Source organism: Prevotella sp. E15-22 (genome assembly GCF_023204875.1).
Lineage (GTDB): Bacteria > Bacteroidota > Bacteroidia > Bacteroidales > Bacteroidaceae > Prevotella.
This window is the reverse complement of the sequence record NZ_CP096247.1, coordinates 3,194,629-3,213,947: the sequence shown is the minus strand read 5'-3', so window position 1 is coordinate 3,213,947 and position 19,319 is coordinate 3,194,629. Positions and strand designations below refer to the sequence as shown.

Annotated in this window: 15 protein-coding genes and 1 riboswitch; of the genes, 12 read left to right on the top strand and 3 right to left on the bottom strand. The window is 48.4% G+C overall.

Annotated elements, in window-relative coordinates:
* Window positions 1–52 precede the first annotated feature (52 nt).
* From dinD to M1D30_RS13240, 3 genes are all read left to right on the top strand, one after another.
* Window positions 53–910, top strand: coding sequence for a DNA damage-inducible protein D (gene dinD, locus M1D30_RS13250; protein WP_248504752.1), 858 nt, complete (start codon window positions 53–55; stop codon window positions 908–910).
* Window positions 911–1,731: 821 nt separating this feature from the next.
* Window positions 1,732–3,306, top strand: coding sequence for a hypothetical protein (locus M1D30_RS13245; protein WP_248504750.1), 1,575 nt, complete (start codon window positions 1,732–1,734; stop codon window positions 3,304–3,306).
* Between the two features lie 59 nt (window positions 3,307–3,365).
* Window positions 3,366–3,995, top strand: coding sequence for a hypothetical protein (locus M1D30_RS13240; protein WP_248504748.1), 630 nt, complete (start codon window positions 3,366–3,368; stop codon window positions 3,993–3,995).
* 225 nt (window positions 3,996–4,220) lie between these two features.
* Here the strand turns inward: M1D30_RS13240 and M1D30_RS13235 are convergent, their stop codons facing one another.
* Complete coding sequence (locus M1D30_RS13235; protein WP_248504747.1) at window positions 4,221–4,397, bottom strand: hypothetical protein; 177 nt, start codon at window positions 4,395–4,397, stop codon at window positions 4,221–4,223.
* A 254-nt stretch (window positions 4,398–4,651) separates the two neighbouring features.
* A riboswitch (SAM-I-IV-variant riboswitch) is annotated at window positions 4,652–4,755 on the top strand.
* Between the two features lie 20 nt (window positions 4,756–4,775).
* On the opposite strand from M1D30_RS13235, the gene M1D30_RS13230 reads away from it, so the two are divergent.
* The gene (locus tag M1D30_RS13230) at window positions 4,776–5,033 is read left to right on the top strand and encodes a hypothetical protein (RefSeq protein ID WP_248504745.1); all 258 of its coding nucleotides are present in this window, start codon (window positions 4,776–4,778) and stop codon (window positions 5,031–5,033) included.
* 83 nt (window positions 5,034–5,116) lie between these two features.
* On the opposite strand, the gene M1D30_RS13225 is transcribed toward M1D30_RS13230, so the two are convergent.
* Window positions 5,117–5,734, bottom strand: a complete 618-nt coding sequence (locus M1D30_RS13225) for a DKNYY domain-containing protein (RefSeq protein WP_248504743.1) — start codon at window positions 5,732–5,734, stop codon at window positions 5,117–5,119.
* 266 nt (window positions 5,735–6,000) lie between these two features.
* Between M1D30_RS13225 and M1D30_RS13220 the strand changes: the two genes are divergently transcribed.
* From M1D30_RS13220 to M1D30_RS13200, 5 genes are all read left to right on the top strand, one after another.
* On the top strand, window positions 6,001–7,434 hold the full coding sequence (locus tag M1D30_RS13220; protein WP_248504741.1) for a cache domain-containing protein: 1,434 nt from the start codon (window positions 6,001–6,003) through the stop codon (window positions 7,432–7,434).
* A complete protein-coding gene (locus M1D30_RS13215) occupies window positions 7,421–9,328 on the top strand; it encodes a sensor histidine kinase (RefSeq protein ID WP_248504739.1) in 1,908 nt (635 codons plus the stop codon). Before M1D30_RS13220 ends, M1D30_RS13215 begins: the two co-directional genes overlap by 14 nt.
* 78 nt (window positions 9,329–9,406) lie before the next feature.
* On the top strand, window positions 9,407–10,834 hold the full coding sequence (locus M1D30_RS13210; protein WP_248504737.1) for a cache domain-containing protein: 1,428 nt from the start codon (window positions 9,407–9,409) through the stop codon (window positions 10,832–10,834).
* Window positions 10,827–12,734 carry an ATP-binding protein gene (locus tag M1D30_RS13205; protein WP_248504735.1) on the top strand — a complete coding sequence of 636 codons (1,908 nt, stop codon included), beginning with the start codon at window positions 10,827–10,829 and terminating at the stop codon, window positions 12,732–12,734. Before M1D30_RS13210 ends, M1D30_RS13205 begins: the two co-directional genes overlap by 8 nt.
* 91 nt (window positions 12,735–12,825) lie before the next feature.
* A complete protein-coding gene (locus tag M1D30_RS13200) occupies window positions 12,826–15,288 on the top strand; it encodes a DUF4982 domain-containing protein (protein WP_248504733.1) in 2,463 nt (820 codons plus the stop codon).
* A 31-nt stretch (window positions 15,289–15,319) separates the two neighbouring features.
* On the opposite strand, the gene upp is transcribed toward M1D30_RS13200, so the two are convergent.
* A complete protein-coding gene (gene upp, locus M1D30_RS13195) occupies window positions 15,320–15,976 on the bottom strand; it encodes a uracil phosphoribosyltransferase (protein WP_248504731.1) in 657 nt (218 codons plus the stop codon).
* Between the two features lie 223 nt (window positions 15,977–16,199).
* On the opposite strand from upp, the gene pckA reads away from it, so the two are divergent.
* The 3 genes from pckA (at window position 16,200) to M1D30_RS13180 (ending at window position 19,317) form a co-directional block, all read left to right on the top strand.
* Window positions 16,200–17,813 (top strand): phosphoenolpyruvate carboxykinase (ATP), encoded by a 1,614-nt coding sequence (gene pckA, locus M1D30_RS13190; RefSeq protein ID WP_248504729.1) that lies wholly within the window; start codon window positions 16,200–16,202, stop codon window positions 17,811–17,813.
* Between the two features lie 94 nt (window positions 17,814–17,907).
* On the top strand, window positions 17,908–18,813 hold the full coding sequence (locus tag M1D30_RS13185) for a DUF3667 domain-containing protein (protein WP_248504727.1): 906 nt from the start codon (window positions 17,908–17,910) through the stop codon (window positions 18,811–18,813).
* A 123-nt stretch (window positions 18,814–18,936) separates the two neighbouring features.
* Complete coding sequence (locus M1D30_RS13180) at window positions 18,937–19,317, top strand: BlaI/MecI/CopY family transcriptional regulator (protein ID WP_248504725.1); 381 nt, start codon at window positions 18,937–18,939, stop codon at window positions 19,315–19,317.
* Window positions 19,318–19,319: the final 2 nt, after the last annotated feature.

Here is a 19,319-nt window from a genome sequence, read left to right as displayed (position 1 = left end):
TTGGCATAGTCGTGAAAAATTTGTACCTTTGTATCTATAAATTGATTCAATCATGGATATTTTAAAAATTCAACAATATAAGTCGACATTTGATGCTATAACAAAAAGCATTAAAGACGATGATGGCAACGACATTGATGTGTGGTACGCTCGCGAGTTGCAGACGGTTCTTGGCTACGCTCGTTGGGAAAATTTCGTGGGAGTGGTAGCTCGTGCGATGGAATCGTGTAAGACGCTGGGAATCAGTATCGATGATCATTTTCGTGAGGTCACGAAAATGATAACTTTGGCTAAGGGCGCACAACGTGATGTACAAGACTTCATGCTCACTCGATATGCCTGCTATCTGATTGCTCAGAATGGTGACCCGAAAAAGGAAGAGATTGCTTTTGCTCAGAGCTACTTTGCTGTTCAGACTCGTAAAGCGGAACTAATAGAGGAACGTCTGAAGGAGTTTGCTCGATTAAATTCTCGCGAAAGACTTCGTGCATCAGAAAAGCAACTTAGTCGTAATATCTATGAACGAGGCGTCGATGACAAAGGTTTCGGTCGTATTCGTTCTAAAGGTGATTGTGCTTTGTTTGGCGGACTTTCTACAGAACAGATGAAGAAGCGCCTGGGCATCAAGAGTGGTGCCTTGGCCGATTATCTTCCAACTCTAACCATTGCAGCTAAGAATTTGGCTACGGAGATGACAAATTATAATGTAGAACATAAGGATCTCTATGGTGAGGCCAAGATTACTGCCGAACATGTTCAGAATAACCGCAGTGTTCGTGGAATGCTGAACCAGCGTGGAATCAAGCCAGAAAACCTTCCACCTGCCGAAGACATTAAAAAGGTGGAGCGAAAGTTGGCAAAGGATGAAAAACTGATGCAAAAAGAAACGCAAAGGTTACCAAAGAAGTGATTTCTTGGTGTAGATTCCTCTCGTAGAAACATATAAATCAAATAGAATCGACATGTTTTTTTTCTGTGTCGATTCTTTTTTGTACCGTTGTCCCTGCTATCTGCCTATTGTGGCCATGAAGTCCTTTGAGAAGGATGGAGCCGCTGGGTGGTTAGTGACGACAAAATAGAAGAGTAACTCATAGCCCTACCCATAGCGCCCACACAAGGAACATCGTTTTCCTTGTGTGGGTGCATTTTTCTTTCCCCACCACCGCATGGCATACACCCATACACCCATATCATTTCGTTTTTTCATTTTTCTAAAGCGCTAGTCATTCCCCGTTATTTCCTTTGTTTCTCCATTTTTTTAGTTAAAATGTAGACAGAATGATTTTATTTTATTATCTTTGCGGCATAAAGGTGTTGTCAGGCCTTGCGCACGTTAAGCTAATGCCAGTGGGCGGCTGGTGCGACAAACGATTATGCAGAATGGTGGAATGCAAAAATAACAGTCAGTTCCGCTTGCGGAATGGGAGTATAGAGCAAGTCCCCGAGTATGCTAATCATGGCCTTTTTATTTCATTCCCAGGTGATTATGCACTATAGGGTGTTAATCACCCAGAAATGTAGGCTGTTGACAGGGTGCATCGCTGATTGAGCCGCTAACCTTGTGGTGTTAATCACCCAGAAATGTAGGCTATTGACAGGGTTGCCTTATCCACATAGACGTTTGTGTGGTGTTAATCACCCAGAAATGTAGGCTATTGACAGGGATGGTTCTCCATCGGGTGAAACAGCTTCTGGTGTTAATCCCCCCGAAATTTAGGTTCTTTATGTAAAATGAACGAAGTATTTGTATTGGAATTGCCTTTGCAGGTTGAGAAGTATCAGACAGATATTCTCAACAAGCGTTATGAGCAGCTTCGCCAATTGTACAACTACGTGCAAGGCAAGTTGCTCAGACAATACAGGTACTTTGAGCAGATGAAAGAGTATCAAGCCTGCAAAACCCTTAGGGAGAAAAAAGATTTCTTCAGGAGTCATCCGTTTCAGATAAATGAAACGCTGAAAGGCAACAAGACACCCTTTAAGGTTTCTTTTGATGAATATAGCATAAAGGGCTTTGTAGAGAAGTTGGCTCAGAAGTCTGTTGGCCCCAATATGACCTATGCCGACCTGGGCTTTACCACTTATATCTTAGACCACTTAGGAGCAAGCGTATGGGCTGCTTGGGATAAGAAACTATATGACTTCAAAGCCAAGCGAATCTCATTTAAAAAGTATGGTGAGTTAGATTCTTTTTCAAGTCGCAGAAAGGTCGTACGAGGGGTAGTTTACTTCTCTGGTATGGAGCTTCATCTTGAAACGATGGAACTTGATATTAAGATGAACGGAAAGGTCGGGAAAGGGGCCAAGTACATCACGCTAAAGATGCTGCACAATCCCAAGCACGCAGACTATGAGATGTGGGCGCTGAAAGGTGGTGTTGATAGCGTGAAAGTGGTGAAGGTGGTGCGTCGATTGGTGCGTAGTCAGTACAAGTACTACGTTCAGTTGACTATCGAGGGCGAGAAACCTCAGAAAGGCAGAACGCTGGGCAAGGGCAATGTAGGTATCGACCTTGGACCTACTACGGTGGCTGTGAGTGGCGAGAATGTGGTGAGCATCGACAAGCTGGCTTCGAATTGCGACAATATCCAGGAGGAGATAACCCGACTCAGCAGGAAGATAGATCGCAGCCGCAGAGCCAACAATCCGCAGAACTTCAACGAAGACGGCACCATCAAGCGTGGCATCAAACTGGTTTGGAACGACTCCAAACGTTACAAGGAACTGCGCCGTGAGTTGGCCGAGCTGCGCCGCAAACAGGCTGCTATCCGTAAGCAGCAGCACATAGATTGTGCCAACGCACTACTGAAAGAGGGTGATACGTTTATTGTGGAGAACAATCCCGTGAAGGCTTGGAGTGCCAAAAAGAAAGAAACCAAGAGAGACGAGAAAACAGGAAAGTTCAAATCGAAGAAGGGGTATGGTAAATCTATTGGCAATCACGCTCCTTCAATGTTTGTAGATATCTTAGAAAACAAAGTTAAGTCATTGGGTGGCAGGTTTGAAAGAGTAGACACACAGAACGCTGCCAGTAGATTCGACTTTACTGATGGCAGCCTTACGGAGCACGGAAGAAGCGAGCGTGCAATAACCCTATCGAATGGCGATACCCATCAGCGCGATATGCTTGCTGCTTTTAACCTGCAACATCTGAAGTTAGATGAAGCAAAGATGAAGCAGTACGATACAGAGGCAATGGCGGCAGACTACGAGCGCTTCTGTCAGTTGGAGCAGGAGGAAATTCAGCGCTATAAGAATAAGGAGAAAAAGGACGACCGAAGCACGATTGGGGCGGATAATCTATAATCTATAATTGTTTTTTCTTTTGAATTAGAAGCCAATAATTGAAAATAGATAAATAATTTATGAAGAAATTAAAAAAGTACATATATGGTACAATTATCATATGCTTAATACTAGTAGTGTTTCTATATTTGGGGCACTTCCATGACGGATTAAGTAATCAAATGAGTGATTGGAGCGACTTTGGAAACTATTTCACAGGACTACTATCTCCATTGTTGACTATTATCAACATTGTAGTATTAGTAGAGTTGACAATAGCTGTTTCAGATGCAGACAAATCTCGTACAAGTGCAGGAATAAAGGCTCAAAAGGATTTGCTTCTATTACAAATGAGGCGACAATCCATTGAATCCTTCTCTCAGATTATGAATCATTATTTCAATAATAAGTATTTAGAAGAAGACACAAAAAGAGTTGTTGCTCATGTATCAGAGTATTTGCAGACATTTATTAAAACAGATTTCCAGTATTTTGATTTTGGAGAGAAAACTAATATTGTTAAGCGTAAAATCGAATTTCTAAAATTAAATATTGATATTGTTCATGATGGTATAGTCAATAGAAGAGAGTTAGATCATGAAAAGTATTTGAAAATATTTGCGCTGAGGGAAGAATTACTGCAGGACCTACAATTAAATGCCTTAGAATTAGTAAAAACGGATGCTAAAAACGATAAAGATGGTAATTGAATAATCCTAGGGACAGGTGTTTGATTCCTATGGTGAACACAAGACTTGTGCAAGTGAATACAAGTATACTGTTACAGTCTATGCAAGTGAATACAAGTAAATACAAGCATAATGTAACAGTCTGTAACAGCGAATACAAGTATACTGTTAAACTCTTGTACAAGTAAAAACAAGTTTGTGAAAGTATACTGTTATGGCTTTCCTATCGTAAGTGCTTGGGTTATACTATAGTGAAACGATAGTTCCTGTTAATCCCATCTTTTTCCATTCTTCTGCCATACGCTCCTCTGCGTTGCGCTTGATTTCAAGCGAACGTTTAAAGCGTGCTAAAGCCTCTTCGTATGTAACCTTCTTGATATCCATGATACGATCGTATTCTATTTGTGCTGCAAAATTAAGCATTGTTTTTGAATCCGCAAATAAATCGAAGAAAAAGTGAATCACAGAGACAGGTGTTTGATACCTCTGTTGAATACAAGTGTATTGTAACAGTCTGTAACAGCCAATAACAGTGAATACAAGTAAATAACAGTATAATGTAACAGTCTGTAACAGCGAATACAAGTAAACTGTTACAGTCTGTGAAAGTTTGTAACAGTGAATACAAGTTTTTGATGTTTTATTTGGCTTAATCGTGGAAAGTTAGTACCTTTGCACCCAAGCATCAAGAGCAGTCGCCTAAGGGCAGACTCGCCAACCGAGCTCAAAGGACTTTAGCCACGGTGGTAGAGACGATGCGGAAGTAAAAAAACAAAGTATTCACTTCAAAAACAAAAAGTTATGCAGAATCACATTTATTACATTCGTTATGCTCTGCAATTCGCAGACATGCAAATCCCTGAGTTAGTTAACACCTTCAACGCCCTGATTGGCCATCGAGGCTGGACAGGCATGCGTGCCTATCATGATCAGGCCCTCGTTGATGAGTTCCTGCGTCGAGGCATCGACATCTCAATGATTAGCGATGGTAAGGCCGTCTCGTTTGTTCACCCAGTAAGATACGACATCACCAACAATCAGTTGATTGCCATTGGCTGAGGAGAGCTCTCAAATATAAAAAATACTCCACCCATGCCGTCTGCTCTTGGCATGGGTGGAGTATTGCTTGATGAGAGGCTGTGCTAATCAAGTTTTCGTCCTCTGTAGAAGGCGTTGAAAGTGTCCTCGGCATAGCCTTCGCCAGTATATTTGAATGAGGGAGCATGGGCACCTTCCACCTTCCTGCCATAATAGAACACGTTGAACGCATCCTTTGAATAGCCACCTTCCAGAATCTTAAACGTGGGGGCAGAGGCATCCATCTTCTTGCCATAATAGAACACATTGAAGGCATCCTTGGCATAGCCTCCGCCAAGGTCCTTGAATGATGAGGCCATAGCGTCGATCTTCTTGTCGCCATAGTACACATTGAACTTGGTCTTATGATAGCCCCTGTTGGTTCTGTTGTTGTCGCGCCAACCACGGTTATCGTGGTGATGCATGTCGTGGCCCTCTTTCAGTCGGAATGTGGCTGGGTCGACAAACTCGAGCACATGACCGTCAAGATAGACATTATCGCGATCCTTGGCGTAGCCATAGCCCAGGTCTACAAACGAACGGGCATCGGCAAAAGGCATTGGCTCCCTGTCGAAATACACTCTGTTACGGTCAACCTCGTAGGCCTGTGCGAAGCTTGCCATGCTCCATCCTATAAATCCCATCACCATCAGTGACTTCTGGAAAAATGCATTCTTTTTCATAACTCTGGTCGTTTAAATGATTAATTACTGATGCAAAGGTAAGCATTTTCCTGCATCGCCCCAAACAGAAATTCCCTATCTTGCAGTGGGGATTTTCCTATTTCTCGAAAAAAAGGAAATGTAAGAGGGTGTTATAGAAAATTAACTCAAATTATTTTGTGTTTTTTCTAATCTTTTTGTACTTTTGCGCCCAAATTATGTGGAATCGAACATCATTTGTTACCAAAAATCTGTCTCTGAGGATCAGCTTGTTGGCGGTTCTTTCTATGGCTACCTTGCTCTTTGCGGCCCTGCTTGTCATGTTCTTTTATTCAAAGAAGAGCATGAGGGAGGATGCGCTGAACAGAGCGTCGCAGACCCTCAACGGTACCAATGTGAGGATAGACAATATCCTGCTGAGCGTAGAGGAGACAACGGGTAATATCTTCTATCTTTTGCAACCCCACCTGAAGAACCCCGACTCGGTGGTGGCCTATAGTAGAAAGGTGATGGAGGTGAATCCATACGTCACAGGATGCGCCATTGCCATGAAGCCAGGGTTCTATGCCGACCGTCCTGACTTTATGGCCTATTTCCATCGTGAGGTGAAAGACGGCAAGACGCTGGTGGTGCGTTCCGACTCGTTTGGCGACAAGCACTATACGGAGCAGTCGTGGTTTACCAAGCCTATGGCCGCATTCCAACCCATGTGGCTAAACCCATTGGTCGACATGGATGTTGACATGGAGCCCATCATCTCGTTCTGTCAGCCCATCGTAGGCGATGATGAACAGCCGCAGGGCGTTATCAGTGTCGACGTGTCGCTGAGTCTGCTTTCCGATATCATTAACAACACGAAGCCATCGCCCAATTCCTATTGTGCACTGCTCGACCGTGATGGCTCGTTTGTGGTGCATCCGCTGGGCAAGCATTTGATGACTGTCTCTGTGCCCGATATGGGTAAGATGAACGAGTCGGTGAAGAATGTGGCCGATGCGATGATGTCTGGCGAGACGGGCTATCTGCCCTTCTCAATCAATGGGCGCGACTACTACGTCTTTTACAAACCCTTTGAGCGTGCCTTTGTGCCCAACCGCTCGATGGAGCGCCTGAGTTGGAGTGTGGGTGTGGCCATGTCGAAAGAAGATATCTTTGGCGACTATAACCACCTGTTCAACTATGTATTGGTGATTGCCTTTGGCGGCCTGCTGCTGATGTTTGTGCTCAGCTGGATGATTATCTATCTGCGCCTGGAGCCCCTGAAGATGCTGACCGACAAGATAGAGCGTATTGCCCAGGGCCACTATTACGAGGCCATTCCTGATACGAAGAATAAAGACGAGATTGGCAGTCTGCAACGAAACTTCCAGAGGATGCAGCTGTCGCTAGCCTTGAATGTGGCCGAGTTGCAACAGCTGACCACCACTGCCAACAAGCGTGGAGAAGAATTGAAAGACGCCTATAAGGAAGCCAAGAAAAGCGAAAATCTGAGGACGGTGTTTATGCATAATATGACCAACCAGATGGTGGCACCCGCCGTTGCCATTGACGATGACGTGACGGCACTGCACAAGATTGGCGACAAGAAACATGGTCCTGATGTGGCTATGCTGGCGGATCGTATCCAGCAGAAAGGCGAGGCCATCACCAAACTGCTGAACAACCTGCTGAACCAGTCGGAAAAGGAGATGAGAAAGGAGGTGGAGCATGAGAATGATTAAAGTGCGCCGCTCGTTCTCGGCCAAGATCAGTCTGTGGGTGTTGCTCCTCACTGTGCCCATCTTCATTGGCTCGCTTGGTCTGCTCTACATGCAGTCGCGCCAGTTGGTGCGCGATGAGGCCGTAGACCGTGCCCATGGTGTGCTGAACGCCTCGATGCAGCGTATCAGTAGGTATCTGATAACCACAGAGACCACAGCCAATGCCTATTGTTGGAAGGTGGAGGACACCAAGAACCCAGACTCGTTGATGGCACTGAGTCATCGGATTGTTGAACTAAACCCCTATGTGGACGGCTGTGCCATCAGTTTCGAGCCAGGCGTCATACCAGGTTATCCCAAGCAGTTCATGGCCTACTCCGTCAGGGGGCGCGACACTATTTCCACGGCCATGGCCTTGGAATTTAACTACTTTGCCAGACGCTGGTATCAGTATGCCCGCGACGAACGGAAGTCGGGCTGGGTGTTGTATTACGACGAGCGCAACTCGCTGAAACTGGACAAGGACGGTATGATTGCCGCTTACAGTAAGCCGCTCTATAGTGCCGACAGCACCTTTATCGGTGTTATGTCAATAGCCCTGTCGCTGCCCCACCTGTCGAGAATCGTGTCGTCAGAGCGTGCCTATCCTCATTCCTATTTCTTTATGATTGACGAGAAAGGACGCTATGTGGGACATCTAGACACGTCGCGACTCTTCAAGAAGACCATCTTCTCGGTGGCCAATCCGCAAGACCACATGGACCAGATTGCCCTGGGCTATGAGATGACGCAGGGCCACCTGGGACAGATGTCGGTGGACATCAATGGCGTGCCCTCGCTGGTGTGCTATCAGCCTGTGACGGGCACCTCGTGGAGCTTAGCCATCGTCTGTCCAGACAGTGATATCCTGAAGGGCTATAACACCCTGACTTATATCCTCTTTTCGCTCCTTGTCGTGGGCATGATTCTGATTATATTGAGTGGCTACAAGGTCATCAACTATGCGCTGCGCCCATTGCGCCAGTTGAAGCAGAAGAGTCAGGCCATTGCCGAGGGCGACCTGGAGGTGGACATTAAGCATACGAAGCGTGAGGATGTGGTGGGCCGACTGCAGAACAGTTTCGTGACGATGCTCGAGTCGCTGAAGCTGAACCTGGACAATGTGCATGCTGCCAGCCGAAAGGCGCAGCAATATAACAACGAGCTGGAGCAAGCCACTGTGTTGGTGAAGGAAGCCGAACAGCAGAAGACGCTGTTTATGAAGAACATGACCCACCAGGTGCGTACGCCCCTGAACATCCTTGTGGGCTTTGCCCAGATACTGAAAAACCAGTCGGTTGACAGCTTGGCCGATGAGGAAATTAAGAAGATTGCCGAGACGATGGACGAGAGTTCGAAGCAGTTGAACCGCCTGGTATTGATGTTGTATGACAGTTCGGACAAGGGCATGGAGGAAGCCCAGCAGTGCGATAAGAATGAGAAGGTGAAGGTGAACGAGTTGGCGCGCATCGTGATTAACTATGTCATGGACATCACACCCAACCTCCATATTGGGTTCGAGACCGAGGTGCCCGACACGTTTATCATCAGGTCGAACGAAAAGCTGGTGGCTTATAGCATCAGCGAGGTGATCTTCAATGCCGTGAAATACTCAGATCGCGAGCATATCATGGTACGCATCAACCTGACGCCATCGTCCATTCGCTTTATTGTGGAGGACACAGGTAAGGGCATTGCCGAGGCCGACCGTGAGCGCATCTTCAAGTTCTTCACCAAGGTCGACGACTATAGCGAGGGACTTGGTCTGGGTCTGCCGCTGGCCAGGAGTCATGCCGAGGTGCTGGGTGGCGATTTTACCCTCGACCCAGACTATAAAAAAGGTGCACGCTTTATCTTTGAGTTGCCCTTAAGGTAAAAAAAGGAATAATAATTTGGAAGTATTGGATATTTTTTATACCTTTGCCCACACAGCTAACTACTAACTCACTAGACAATGAGTGACATGACAGACACACACAGCTTTTGGGCATATTATAAGAGAAGCCTGCCGTTGCGACTCAGTATGAGAGTGGCCTTGGCCATGGGCTTGTTGCTGGCAGTGACGCTGACGGTTATGTTCATCGTGTCGCGCAAGGCCATGAAGGAGGATGCCCTGCACAGAGCCTCGCAAACGCTGGAGGGCGCCATGGTTGAGGTGGACAATATCCTTCTGAGCGTGGAGGAGACGACAGGCAATATGTACTATCACATGCTGCCGCAGTTGAATAAGCCTGGCGCTACGTATGAATACAGTAGGAAGGTCATAGAGGTGAACCCCTATATCGTGGATTGCCAGATTGTGTATGGCGACTCTATCGAGATTAAGCATGCCACAGAGCAGAAGTGGTTCTCGCAGACGATGAAGGACGCCAATCCCATGTGGCTGAATCCCCTGGAGAGTATGCAGGACAGGGACTCAGAGCCTGTGATATCGTTCTGCCTGCCCATCATGGGGGGCGACGACAAGGCCATTGGTGTGATGAAGACTGATGTGTCGCTGAGTCTGCTGTCTGAGGCAGTGGCCAACACCAAGCCCACGCCCAATTCGTATTGCGCCCTTCTCGACCGCCAGGGCAAGATCATTGTCCACCCCACAGGCAAGCAACTGATGCAGCCTGACGCCTTTAGTATCCCTGGCGAGATGGTGCACGATGCCGTGAATGCTATCATATCGGGCGAAGAGGGGTATATGCCGTTCAGCATAGCCGGACTCGACTTCTATATCTTCTACAAGCCCTTTAAGCGAGCTGTGGTGCCCAACAGGTCGATGGAGAGGCTGGGGTGGAGCATCGCCGTTATCATGTCGAAAGAGGATATCTTTGGCGAGTTCTATCTGTTGTTCAACTATGTGGTGGCCATAGGCTTCAGCGGACTGCTGCTGCTGTTTGTGTTATGTTGGCTCATTCTCAGTCTGCGCCTGCGCCAGGTGAGGATGCTCACCGACAAGGTTCAACATATTGTGAAAGGACACTATGAGGAACCTATCCCTCGCACGAAAGGACGAGACGAGATTGGCCGACTGCAGCGTAAGTTTATCAAGATGCGCAGGGCCGTGGCCGAAGAGATAGCCGAGTTGGAAGACCTGACGAAGTCTATCCAGCAGCAGGGTAGGGAACTGAAACGGGCCTATAAGGACGCCAAGAAGGCCGACAAGATGAAATCGGCATTCATGCATAATATGACCGACCAGATGGTGGCGCCGGCACAGACCATCGACAAGGATGTGGTGAGCCTGTGCGACCATGGGAAGGATGGTGGTAAACAGGATGTGGCGCAACTGGTAAACGATATCCAGCAGCAGGGTAACACCATCACGCAGGTGCTGAACCAGGTGCTGAACCTGTCGGAGGAGGAAATGAGAAAGGAGGTGGACCATGATTAAGGAAAGCATACGTCGCTCGTTCTCGTTTAAACTCAGTTTCTGGATACTGCTCCTGGCCATCCCTATGTTCTTCGCATCGGTGGGTATGCTGTACAGCAGGATGAGGACGATGGTGCGCGATGAGGCTGTGCAACGTGCTAATGGCGTGCTCGACGCCTCGCTGCAACGTATCTGTCGCTACCTGGTGACGGTGGAGACGGCTACCAATGCCTATAGCTGGCTGGCAGAGCGTTACGTGCAGCCTGACTCGCTGACGGCGTTTGCCTATCGCGTGGTGCACTTCAACCCCTATACTGATGGCTGCGTCATTGGTCTGGAACCTCATGTGCTTCCGCAATATTCCGAGCCTTTTATCACCTGCTCTGTGAGAAAGGAGGGCGACTCAATTCTCACGGTTGGGGCGCAGCAGTATAACTACTTCGATAAGGAATGGTATTTCGTTCCGCAAGACAGGAAAAAGGCCGAATGGGTGATCTATCGGGTGTCGTCGAAACGCCTGGGAATGGGCGGAGAGGGTATGGTTGCCACCTACAGCAAACCGCTCTATACGTCCGACCATCAGTTTATGGGCGTCATCTCTACCGATATGTCGTTGCTGCATCTGTCGGACATCCTGGCAGAAGAAAAGCCCTATCCTCATTCCTATTTCCTGCTGATTGACGAGGAGGGACGTTATGTGGGGCACCCTGACTCCACTCGTCTGTTCAATAAGACCATCTTCGGACAGGCCGACTTGCAGAAGAACAAAGACCTGATAGCTCTGGGTTATGAGATGACTAGCGGCCACCAGGGAGAAATGATGGCACTAATCAACAACAAGCCCTCGCTGGTGTGCTTCAAGCCTGTGCCTGGCACTACGTGGAGTCTGGCCATCGTGTGTCCTGAAAGTGACATCCTGAAGGCCTATAACAGGTTTTCATATATCGTGTTGTCATTGCTCGTCGTGGGACTGATCCTGATTGTGCTGTATTGTCATCGAATCACGTCGCGCGCCATCCAGCCCATACGCGACCTGCTGGAGAAGACGCAGGAGATTGCCAAGGGTAACCTAGATGTGGTGATTACGCGCAGTAAATATACGGATGATATTGGTTGCCTGCAAAACAGCTACGTGACGATGCTGGAGTCGCTGAGGCATTATATGGACAATGTGCGTGTGGCCAGCGAGAAGGAACGCCAGTATAACAAGGAACTGGAAGAAGCCACGAAACTGGTGGTGGAGGCCGACAGACAGAAGACGCTGTTTATGCAGAACATGACGCACCAGGTGCGCACGCCACTCAACATCATCATGGGCTTCGCCCAGATTCTCAGTACTGCCGCTGGTGAGGGGATGCCTGAAGAGGAGATGAGGTCGGTCACTGGTACGATGGATCATAACTCGAAGTTGCTGAACCGCCTGGTGCTGATGCTCTACGACTGTTCCGACTATGGTGTGTCGGAGTCGAACCTGTGTCAGAAGCACGAGCTGGTGCCTGCCAACGAGGCGATGAGGGAGATGGTTGACTATGTGATGCGTGTGTGTCCTGAGACGCATGTGGACTTTGAGACGGAGTTGCCCGATGATATTGTCGTGGCCACCAACAAGAAATACCTGCAGTATAGTCTGGCCGAGGTGCTGCTGAACGCTGTGAAGTATTCGGATCGCGAACATATCGTGGCACGTGTGGCCCGTTCAGACAATGGCGTGCGTTTCGTCATCGAAGATACTGGTCAGGGTATTGCTGAGGCCGACCGTGAGCGCATCTTTAAGTTCTTCACCAAGGCCGATGACTTTAGTGAGGGACTGGGCTTGGGACTGCCGCTGACCAAACGTCATGCACAAACCCTTGGCGGCGATTTCTTCCTCGACCCCGACTATCACGATGGCTGTCGCTTCGTTTTTGAGTTGCCAATATAAGTAACAGGTAATTTCGTAAAAAGGTAGGCGTTATTTTTGCTTGATTCAAAAATAATGCCTACCTTTGTCTTCGCAATAATTAAAAGCATCAATGAGGAACAAACTACTGACAATGGCTGTGCTGCTGGGCTGCATGGCCGCACAAGCACAAACGAGACAAGAGATATTGTTGCAGGACGATTGGCAGTTCTCGCGTGAAAAGCAAGCGTGGACGACTGTCAGCGTGCCGCACGACTGGGCTATCAGCGGTCCGTTTGACAAGAAATGGGACCTGCAGACGGTGGCCATCGTTCAGAACGGTGAGACGCAGGCCACGGAGAAGAGTGGCCGCAGTGGCTCGCTACCCTGGATTGGCGAGGGCTTTTATAAACGTCAGTTCTCTATTCCATCGGGTTTTAAGGGGCATGCCGAGTTGGTGTTCGATGGTGCCATGAGTCAGCCTACGGTATGTGTGAACGGACAGCAGGCCGGCTATTGGGCCTATGGCTATAACACGTTTCGCGTGGATGTGACGCCTTTTATTAAAGAAGGTGATAACCTGCTGGAGGTGAGTCTAAAGAACCTGGAGGAGAGCTCGCGCTGGTACCCTGGTGCAGGCATCTATCGCCCTGTGACGCTGGTACTTACGCCGCAGCAGGCGCGCATTGACGACTGGGGCATCACCACCAGAACGGAGTTGCATGCTCAGAAGAAAGATGGCAAGGACTATACCAAACTGGTGGTGGAGGTTCCCATTCTGAATGCTGGCGAGGGACTGCCTGTCATCATGGAACTCTTCGCTCCAGACAATAAAAGCAAGATTTGGGTCTGTCCTGCACCGCAGAAAAGGGGTTCTGGAAAGGCTGTCGGCACATTCATGATTCCTGATGCCCAACTGTGGACGCCTGAAACGCCTAATCTCTATAAGTTGCGTATCACCCTTTGTGACGGCATTACTGCCCCCAATGTTTATGATGACTTTGGTAAGGCTATCGACAGGAAAACAATGAAATTGGGCTTGCGCACCGTCAGGGTGTCGAAGGAAAAGGGTTTTCAGTTGAATGGCGTGACGCGTAAGTTGAAGGGTGTCTGTCTGCACCACGATCTGGGGCCATTGGGTGCTGCCATCAATAAGGCTGCGCTCATCCGCCAGATAAAGATTCTGAAGGAGATGGGTTGCGACGCTATCCGTACGGCGCACAACATGCCGAGTCAGTGGCAGATGAATATCTGCGACTCGTTGGGTATGATGGTGATGGCCGAGAGCTTTGACATGTGGAAATATCCTAAGTGCAAGAACGGTTATGCGAAGTTCTTTGACGAGTGGGCCGATAGGGATATCACCAACCTGGTGAAGGCTAATCGCAACCACCCATCTATCGTGATGTGGTCGATAGGTAACGAGATTCCTGAGCAGGGAAGCGCCGTGGGTCGTGAGATGGCTATTCACCTGCAGGGATTGGTGCATTCGCTGGATGCAACACGTCCTGTGACGCAGGGAATGGACCGCGTGGACAATGCCATGGCCACTGGCTTTGCACAGGCCATGGAGGTGCCAGGGCTGAACTATCGTTTGCATCGTTATCAGGCGGCCTACGACCGTTTGCAGCATGGCTTCCTGTTGGGTTCTGAGACGGCCTCGACGGTGTCGTCGCGTGGTACATATTATTTCCCTGTGACGCCTACCGATAAAGGTGTTCACCCCGATGGGCAGTGCTCTGGCTATGATGTAGAGTGGTGCTCATGGAGTAACCTGCCCGATGACGACTGGGCTTGGCAGGACGATAAGGACTGGGTGATTGGCGAGTTTGTGTGGACGGGCTTCGACTACCTGGGCGAGCCTACGCCTTATGATGAATACTGGCCTTCTCGCTCAAGCTATTTTGGCATCTGCGACCTGGCAGGATTGCCCAAGGACCGTTATTATCTCTATCGCTCAAAGTGGAATAAAGAGGCACATACCATCCACCTGCTGCCTCATTGGACATGGGGAAAGGAAAGGGTAGGCGAGGTGACGCCCGTCTATTGCTATACGGACTATGACGAGGCCGAACTCTTTGTTAATGGCAAGAGTCAGGGGCGTATCAAGAAGAATCCAAAGGAGCGTCTGGATCGCTATCGTCTGCGTTGGAACAATGTAAAGTATCAGCCTGGCGAGGTGAAGGTGGTGGTCTATGATGCCAATGGTAAGGTGGCAGGCGAGAAGGTGATGAGGACGGCTGGTAAGGCTGCGCGACTCAAGACCGATGTGTGGACGCAGAATGAACAGGGTTCACTGAAGGCCGATGGCAATGACCTGGCCTATGTGACGGTGAGTCTGACGGACAAGAATGGCACACTCATTCCTGACGCGAACGACCAAATAGTTTTCGAGGTGAGTGGCGCTGGCACGTTCCGTGGCGTGTGCAACGGCGATGCCACAAGTCTTGAGGTTTTCACTGAACCTACGATGAAACTATTTGCAGGTCAGCTGGTTGTGGTTTGTCAGGCTGGCAAAGAAAAAGGTCAGCTTACGCTTACTGTCAAAGACAAACAGCGTAAACTGACCAAGAAAATTTCTATTCCAGTAGAATAAAAAAAGCCCCTCAGTTTTGAGGGGTTTTTATTTAAAGTTTTTCTCCGTAGCAGAGATCGCCACAGTCGCCGAAACCTGGCACGATGTACTTGTGCTCGTTCATGCCTGGGTCGATGGCGGCGCACCAAAGGGTGGTGTCCTCTGCTACGCTGTTTTTCAGCATGTCAACACCCTCGGGCGTGCCAATTACACTGGCAATGTGCACCTGATGAGGCTTGCCCGTTTTCAGGAGTGCCTCGTAGGCTGCAACCATCGAGCCGCCTGTGGCCAGCATGGGGTCGACGATGATGACGGTCTTGCCCTTGACGCTGGGTGAAGCCAGATATTCTGTATGGATGCCTACCTCAGTATGCTCACGGTTGGTGTACATGCGGAAAGCCGATACAAAACCATTCTCAGCGTGGTCGAACACACGCAAAAAGCCCTCGTGGAAAGGCAGTCCGGCACGCAGCACAGTGGCCAGCAGTACCTCGTCCTTGATTATGGGGATGTCGATGGTGCCCAGGGGCGTGGTGATGGTCTTGGGCTTGTAGGTGAGGGTCTTTGAGATCTCGTAGGCCATCATCTCGCCAATACGCTCAATATTGTTGCGGAACAAAAGACGGTTTTTCTGGTAACTCTTGTCGCGAATCTCAGCCATGAAATGATTGATGACTGAATTCTGTTCTGAGAAATTAATGACTTTCATAATTGTAGATTTTTGCTTGCAAAGGTAAGAATTATTTTGAGATAATTGTAAACTGCGGGTTGCAAAACCATCTTTTTAAGGTCTGTTTTGAGATACTTTAACATAAAAAAGGTTTGTGTGCGCACATAATTTCCAAACTATTAACTTGTAACTCATAATTATTTCGTACCTTTGCACCCGTTAAAATAGACGAAATTTCATTTTTAAATAAACAAATAAACAAATGGCAAAGTTAGATTTGACACAGTATGGCATCACCGGTTCTACCGTGATTGCTCACAATCCTTCGTATGAGACGCTCTTCGCAGAGGAGACTAAGGCTGGTCTGACTGGTTATGACAAGGGTCAGAACACCGAGTTGAACGCTGTTAACGTGATGACTGGTATTTATACTGGTCGTTCGCCTAAGGACAAGTACATCGTGAAGGACGCACAGAGCCAGGATAAGGTTTGGTGGACTTCAGAGGAGTACAAGAACGATAACCACCCCATGACCGAGGAGGTTTGGGCCAAGGTTAAGGACATCGCTGTTAAGGAGCTCTGCAACAAGGAGCTGTATGTTGTTGACGCATTCTGCGGCGCTAACGAGGGTACTCGCCTGGCTGTTCGCTTCATCGTTGAGGTTGCTTGGCAGGCTCACTTCGTTACCAATATGTTCATTCAGCCCACCGCTGAGGAGCTGGAGAACTTCGAGCCTAACTTCGTCATCTATAACGCTTCTAAGGCTAAGGTTGAGAACTACAAGGAGCTGGGTCTGAACTCAGAGACTTGTGTCGCTTTCAACACCACAAGCCGCGAGCAGGTGATCATCAACACTTGGTACGGTGGTGAGATGAAGAAGGGTATGTTCTCAATGCAGAACTACTATCTGCCTCTCCAGGGCATCGCTTCTATGCACTGCTCTGCTAACACCGATATGGAGGGTAAGAACACCGCTATCTTCTTCGGTCTGTCTGGTACTGGTAAGACCACTCTGTCAACTGATCCTAAGCGTCTGCTGATTGGTGACGACGAGCACGGATGGGACGACGAGGGTGTGTTCAACCTCGAGGGTGGCTGCTATGCCAAGGTTATCAACCTCGACAAGGAGTCTGAGCCCGATATCTACAACGCTATCCGTCGCAACGCTCTGCTCGAGAACGTAACTGTTGACGAGGCTGGTAAGATCGACTTCGCTGATAAGAGCGTAACTGAGAATACTCGTGTATCTTATCCTATCGACCACATCGAGAAGGTTGTTAAGAAGGTGAACGGTAAGAGTGCTGGTCCTGACGCTAAGAACGTTATCTTCCTGTCAGCTGACGCATTCGGCGTACTGCCTCCCGTATCTATCCTGACTCCTGAGCAGACCAAGTACTACTTCCTGAGCGGTTTCACTGCTAAGTTGGCTGGTACTGAGCGTGGCATCACTGAGCCCACTCCTACTTTCTCTGCTTGCTTCGGCCAGGCATTCCTCGAGCTGCACCCCACAAAGTATGCTGAGGAGCTGGTTAAGAAGATGGAGAAGAGCGGTGCTAAGGCATACCTCGTGAACACTGGTTGGAACGGTACTGGCAAGCGTATCTCTATCCGCGATACTCGTGGTATCATCGACGCTATCCTGAATGGCGACATCCTGAACGCTCCTACCAAGAAGATTCCTTACTTCAACTTCGAGGTTCCCACACAGCTCAATGGTGTGGCATGGGGCATCCTTGATCCTCGCGACACTTATCAGAACCGCAACGAGTGGGAAGAGAAGGCTAAGGATCTGGCTGCTCGCTTCATCAAGAACTTCAAGAAGTACGAGGGTAACGAGGCTGGTAAGGCTCTGGTAGCTGCTGGTCCTAAACTCTAAAATACTTATTTGAGAATACAGCAACAGGCATCTACACTATCAACGTGCAGATGCCTGTTTTTGTTTTTACTAATCCATAAGACCTATCAGACCGATGAACCTAAAAGAGAGATACCATGCTTTTAAGGAGTGGCAGAAACAGCCTTATCAGGTGAAACCACTCTCGCAGGAGGAGCACACTTGTGCTACTTGCGGCACTACATTCCAGGGCAACTACTGTCCTCGTTGTGGACAGTCGGCCGTCGTTGGCCGCTATTCTTTGAAAACGGCCTTCTTGCTGTTTCTCGATGTGTGGGGACTGGGTAACCGTGGTATGTTTCGCACCATTCGCGACCTGCTGTTGCGCCCAGGCTATATGATTCGCGACTATCTGGGTGGCATGCAGATGGCCTATTTCCCACCATTCAAGATGTTCTTCCTCATTGCAGCCTTGTCTATCTTGGTGGAAGGCGGCCTGAATATCAAGGGCGAGAATCGCTTCAAGACAACGGTGGAGACCTTTGAGAAGGGTCTTGGCGTGCCTGAGGCGACATCGATATCGGTTGATGACAATGCTACTGCGGATGCAGAGGAATCTCCTGGAACAAAGATGGGAAAGAAGATCAATGCTTCTTTCACAGACTTTTATGATTTCATGGAGAATCATAAGACCTTATTCCTGCTCATGGGACTGCTGATGCTCTCGCTGCCTCTCTATCTGTTTCATCGCCACTGTCCTACCATTCCCGATATTAAGTTTCCAGAGTTCTTCGTGGCACTCATCTATATCACCAACATGATCAACATCGTGTCGGCTGTCGGAGGCTTCTTTTGTGTCAACGTGGTATGGCTGGAACTATTGACATATGTGCTGGCAATCCTGGCCCTGAAACAGTTTTCTGGCTATTCCTACTGGCGTACAATCATGGCTGGCGTAGTGTCGTTCGTCATCTTTTTCTTTGCTGTTTTCATGATGGTAATTGCTGTCCTTGCGGTGATTGCCTTTGCTGCTTATATGTAAAATATTGTTTCATTTCTAAGAATAAAAGTTAAAATACGGGTGGTGGTGTGATTTTGTATATCGGAAAGTTGCGAGATTTAGCATTTTCCTTTTTCTTTGCATACAGAATCAATAACCAGACCGATGAAGAAAAGTGACAATGCGCTAACTAAGACAGAATTTCAAGTGATGTCAATCCTTTGGGACCTGGGCCATGCTGCATGTGCCTGGGACATCCTGGACCGTTGGGAAGAGCCGAAGCCTGCCTATACCACTGTAGCCACCTATCTGAAGGTGCTGCACGAGAAAGGCTATGTGGACTTTTTCAAGAACAAAGGCGAAGGCAAGACCCACCAGTATATGCCCATGATCACCCGTGTGGAATATACCCGCAAGGCCATGCAGGAGGTGAAGAAGAACTATTTTGGCAGTAGTCTCAGGAATATGCTCAGTTTCTTCGTTGAGGAGGAGCATCTGACAGAAGACGATATCAAAGAATTATTTAACCAACTCAAAGAAGTTTAACT